Source organism: Shewanella sp. SM21, assembly GCF_025654335.1.
Taxonomy (GTDB): domain Bacteria; phylum Pseudomonadota; class Gammaproteobacteria; order Enterobacterales; family Shewanellaceae; genus Shewanella; species Shewanella oncorhynchi.
The window spans coordinates 147208-153374 of sequence record NZ_JAKKRL010000011.1; the positions used below are offsets into that span (position 1 = coordinate 147208).

Below are 6167 nucleotides of genomic sequence, written 5' to 3' on the forward strand. Positions count from 1 at the left end.
ATTTTTATATGGTTATGGCAAGTATCGGTCATGATGGCCTATATTTCTATAGGCCATCTGAACTGATTTTATTTAAGGGATCACATTGCCATTGGTATTAGGATCATCAGTAAATCTAGTTAATCCCTGCGGTGTTTCTGGATTTACAGGCTGGGTATCGATAATTAACGGCCCACTACCATTGGTACCGAGTAAGCCATTAATAATACCCGCATTATCAGTTGCACCATATTGGCTATAGAGGTTAACCCCATCAAGCACAATATGTTGATCAATAACTCCATCTTTATTTGCATCTATATCGATAACGGTAGAGCCATTGCTATCTAGGCTAAAGTTCAGATAGCTTTCTAACGTATTAGCCGTTTCTCCTTGGAGTAAATCACTCAGATCAAGCTTATCTTCACTTACATTGAAGTCCATGATGTGGTCAGTACCTTGGTCTGCATCCGTATAGCGCCATACGAAGGTGTCAGCGCCGCTATCACCACGCAGGACGTCATCACCGAGTCCACCAATTAAGGTGTCGTTACCGTCTCCACCACGAAGTGCATCGTTGTGGCTACCACCATCAATATAATCATTACCAGTATGACCATAGAGAATGTCAGAGCCAGATTGACCATAAATTCGATCATCACCGCTGCCAGCATTTACAATATCAGCGTTATGTGAAGCGACATCATTAGCCAATAATAGCCCGTTACTATCAACCAATCTGTTAGAGCCAGTTAATTCGCCCGTCATAATATGGTGATTTAGGAGCGTATTGACTGATAGCTCAAGAGCATCATCGGAACCATATCCAGTCGAGCCTGTTTTACCCGCATAGATAACATCGTTACCTTTGCCGGTTTCAATATGATCGTTACCTTCGCCGCTATTAACGATTTGGATATCCGTAGTGCTATAGCTCTTATTGTTAGCTCCAGAAGCAATAACCTCTTTGCCGTTACTGTTTGTGATGATACCGCTTTGGCCCCCCCCAAAACTGACGTTTAATATTTTTTGGTTTTGGTTATTAGCATTTTCACCATTAACAACGACCATAGTGTCATTCAGACTAGAGCCTTGAGTGGTAATAAGGTTGGCGTCCGCAATATTAATACCATCGCTATTGACGGGATTAACGTTGATTTTCAAGGTTGCACTTGATACATCACCGTCACTATCTCGAATGGTATAAGTGAAGGTTTCTAACGCTCCTGCTGCTGGTAATTGGCTTGCATTTGCTGTGAGTTGGTACTTATAGGTACCATCTGCATTTAGTACCAGAGTGCCATATAAGCCCGTTATGGTTGAACCTACTTGCCCAGATACACCGCCTGTATTGGTAAGATCGCCCTTGGCCACCCCAATAATGGTCAATGGACCATCAGCTCCAACTACATCGTTTGTCAACACATTACCGTCAGTGTTTGGTAAGGTATACCCATTACCGGCAACCATACGTACAACCAGTTGGTAACTTGTCGCAGCATCTTCATTCGTGTAGATAGATGTGACAATGTTGCCATTAGTGTCTTTAAATCCAATAACTTGCATTGTGTATACTTGACCTTCATAGTTGAAGGTCACACTAGTTTGCCCTACAGTGACAATATCGCGTGAAGCAATTGGGTCGTTCGTATTAGGTGTTTCGTTATGATTGAAGTTAAGTGTTAAGGTTACAGGTGTGGTTACTCCGTATGCATCTGTGACGTTAAAGGTCACTTGCATTGTGGCTGCAGTAATAGATGTACCTGATGTAATTGAATAATTGTAGTGGGTAAATGTACCCAAAACGATATCCTGGTTGAGCGATAGCGAGCCCTGTAAAGCTGCATCGTTATCCAAAAAGCCATAGCCTGATTGGCTTCCATACCAACTAGATGGGTCACCCCAACGAATCTGATCTAGGCCTGTATCGTTATCTGGACCATCATATTTAGTGATATTTGTACCACCAGTAGTACCTTGCCAATTAGCAACAACTCCAGAAAACTTAAATGAGTCAACAACAACATCCAGTTGGTCTGTATCATTTTTTGCAATATCCACATCATCAGCAACATTAACAGTGACAGTGGAATGTGCTGTATTACCCGCACCATCGATAGCAACAACTTTAATTCCATTTACCGTAAGATTATCCACATTTACGCTGTGGGGTAAATTAGTGAGTAATTCTGCGGTAACTGTGACATCTCCCTGTTCTCCTGCATTAATACGATCCCAATCTAAAGTTAAGCGAAGTGCTTCGCGTCCATAAACGGTACCGATTAATTGACCTGCAGCATTTATCACCCAATGAATTTGAGCATTAATACCAGTTACGGAAATACTACTAAAATCACCAAATTGGAAGCTACCAATGGAGTTGCTACCGGACTTAAAGCTGAGTGTTTGTACGCTCATATCAGGGGCGCCAGCCTGCAAGTCTGCTTCGTTAAGGCTTGCAATAGCGTTAGTGGTTAGAGCAACAGGTGCGATTGGGGTTGTATTGGGTGCTTCAAGATGGACGTTAAATCTGCCAGTATTAGTATCACCATCACTATCTGTGACTGTTACATCAAAATGTAAATCGACATTTTGAGTGGAGCTCACAATTGTCTGTGCAGTTGTGCCAGTAAATTGGAAGTTTGTCCCTGCTAAAGCTGATAATTCAATATAACCAATCGAACCTAAGTTCTGGATGACTTGGCCGCTGGTAATATTTCCTTCACCTAGCAGATTACCTTGTTCATCATAGGCTTTAAAATGAATTGATGTCGCGCCTGTAAAATTAAAACTCGCAGTCGCAGCATCTTCAGAGTAATTAACAATTAAAACTTCGTTACCACTAACACTTGGATTGTCAACTCCAAAGCCGTTGTTGGTGCCATTGACACGGCCAAGATCACCATTTTGATCTCGGGCGGTCAGTGTGAATGCAATATTCTCCCCTGATGGGATTTTAGAAATATCGTTATAGACACCATAGCCACTCGCTGAGTTATTGCTCGTGACGTAGACAGCATCACCGATACCGCCCTGTCCACCAACTAAGCCTGCGATTTGGATAGTCGAAAGTTCATCAATGCTTTGATTGATATCGAAAGTGTACTCATTGCTATTAGAATTAGTCGTTAATGTAAATATTAACGTTTGGTTGGCTGCTCCTGTATAGGCAGAGGCTGTACCATTGGTATCTGTATATGCAATAAGCACATTTGGATTAGCTGGATCAACGTAGTAAAAGACAGTTAATCCATCGGCCGTAATACCGGAGTTAGCGAATGTAACCGTTGTTCCATTCCATCCCGTAATATTCGTTGTAAGGCTTATGCTGTAATTATCATCAAGGGTATGATCATTACCATCGGCTCCAATAATATTGAGGGCGCCTACTATGTTGTCAGCATTAGAGCTATTTACTCCAGAGGTACTTACAGGGTCGATGGAGATTAGATCGTCATTAATAACTATGCTTAAATTACCAGTCAAAACGCTACCATCGGCGCTAACAGCTTCAATAATAATACCATTGATCAGTGAATTTAGATTTGTGCCATCGAGAGCATTCAAGTGTTTTATGTTATCGAGAAGTTCAACATTAATTGTGACATCACCCGCTGTACCAGCAGCAATTGAGCCGCCGCTGAGGGTTAATTGAATCACGTCAATACTATCTATCGAACCTATTAGCGCGCCATTTGCGGCAATGGCCCACACTATGCTTACACCAGCAGCAAGGTTGGTCGCAGCGTTAATGGTGGACTCATTAAAACGGAACTGTGTCAGTGCTTGGTTTCCTGCGGTAAAACTAATTGTACTTGAGACAACATTAGGAATATTGTCACGAAGATCACTTTCATTAACAACGATTTGGCGATTATCAGGCAGATAAACAGCTGCACTGTCAGAGCCGGAAGGAGAAGTATTTCCGGCAAAGTTTGTTTGGGTGGCGGTTACTGTAATGTTTTGGCCTGCCGCAGGTGTGCTTTCGGTCCAACTGATGACACCATTACTATAACTAAAACCTGTTGCTGGAGAACCATTTGCAAGTTGCAGTTCACCGTTGACCAGTTTGAGTTCGACATTGGTTGTTACACCACTGTTTGTAATAGTGAGTTTGACATAGCCTCCAGCAGCAAAATCCGCAGCATCAATTTCGACTTGTATTTGAACGTCGTCATTTCCTACTTCAGTAGGACTTAAATACGAGTCATTATTAGTGTCATCGATAATGGTCACTTCTGGTGCAGAAGGTGGCGCTATGTATAACTGCGGAATAACCGAGAAAGAACCGTCGGTGTAGTCACCATCACGATCTGTTGCTCTTACTGTGAAATCAATATCGCCATCAGAAGGTTGGAGCATTTCTTGGTATTGGAAAAACTCCCAAGTGCCTGTTCCAGGTGTAAATTCTAATCTAAATACTAATTCACCATTTTCATCTATACCAGTAAGCGTATTTGCATTTTGAGTAATGGTAATTGTGCTGCCTGATGCTGTAAGCAAATTGTTTTCTGTACTGCCAGTCAACGTTAATGAGCCTTTACCATCAGCCCCCCACTCTGGGCTGATTACTCCCGTAGCAAAAGCGATTGCTGGAGGGGTTGGTGAACCAGTAAATTCAATTGCCGTTATTGTAAAATCACTATTATCGTTGCTGTGAGGCCCTTGACCATTATCTAGCGCCTTGATAACCATGGTATCAAATCCGCCTTGTAAGACTTGGAAATTAGCAGCATAGTCACCACTATTAGCGTCAGAGCTAAATGTTTGAGTGGCAATAAGCTGACCATCACGCCAGAACTCAACAATTCCTACTTCTAGCTCGCCGCCAAACATATGGGAAAACTGGATATTCACGCCGTAGGCAACAGTACCTGGATCGAGAGTAATGATGATTTCTTCAGATGCAGAACTTCCATCTGCAAATTTACGGAAATCGACTTCGTTCGCGAGATTATGATAAGGAGCCCCTACACTGCTAACTCCTATCCCGTTACCACTTCCATAAATTGCGGCATCAATTAAATTAGAGTTTGTTGAAGAGGTAAATCCTCTGGCTGTGATCGTAAAACCATCAAAATCAAGAAGATTGTTGTTGCCACTATAGCCAGTTAGAGAGAATAGACCGACTAAAGTATCAGGAATATCTATATTCGTTACTTCGACAGGGCTAATAGATGCGATTTCAGGTGCGTCATCTTCAACCGTAACACTAAAGCTACCTGTAGAGGTGCCACCATGATTATCATTAACAGTAATACCTATATCGAATGTAATAGTATCTTCAGATGTAGTGTCTGAATGATCAAGTGGTGCCTTTAAAGTCACATCATAGGTCCAATTGGAATCATCAGAAGTTGGAGCGGTTAGAACTACAGCCATAACTTCAACATAGGAAGAGCCGCCAATAACACCTGTGTAGCCTATTAGTGTTTGTGTATTCGCATCCCAGAGCCAATTTACAGCTTGTCCGCCTGACATTAATTCTGTTGGGCCAGAAAGTGAAACGCTTAAAGAGTCACCATCAACATCATTAATATTTATTGTGCCTCTAGCAGAAACATCATCTGTAGTATCAGAATTACCAATAACATCAATTATACCGTTAAGTAGCCCCTCTTCAGATACCGTAGCATTTGATACGGAATTTATTACTGGATAGTCGTTCGCGCCGACAATGGTGATGGTCACGGTGTGGCTGGCGGTGCCATCGGCACTGGTGACCGTGATGTCACGGGTCAGGGTTTCACCCGCCTTGAGTGACTGCACGTCGCTGTGGCTGTTGTTTAAGGTGTAGGTCCAGTTACCGTCGGCATCAATGCTGAAGAAACCGTAGTTGCCATCGGCRACATTGGTTTGCACTTGRAATACCGCTTCGCCGTTGTCGACGTCGGTGACGGTTAAGGTGCCAGCCACCGTTTGTACTGTGCCTGGCAGGGTGTCGGAATCGCCGTCTTCRGTGACGGTGCCAGCATCGCTGTCGCCGTTACCGACCGTGATGTCAGCGGGATCGTTCGCGCCGACAATGGTGATGGTCACGGTGTGGCTGGCGGTGCCATCGGCACTGGTGACCGTGATGTCACGGGTCAGGGTTTCACCCGCCTTGAGTGACTGCACGTCGCTGTGGCTGTTGTTTAAGGTGTAGGTCCAGTTACCGTCGGCATCAATGCTGAAGAAACCGTAGTTGC

Annotated in this window: 1 protein-coding gene; it reads right to left on the reverse strand. The window is 43.4% G+C overall.

Translation table 11 applies throughout. The features are described from left to right. Positions 1-72: 72 nt before the first annotated feature. A partial coding sequence (locus L5L94_RS16020) for a VCBS domain-containing protein (RefSeq protein WP_263163994.1) occupies positions 73-6167 on the reverse strand: 6095 nt, incomplete at its 5' end.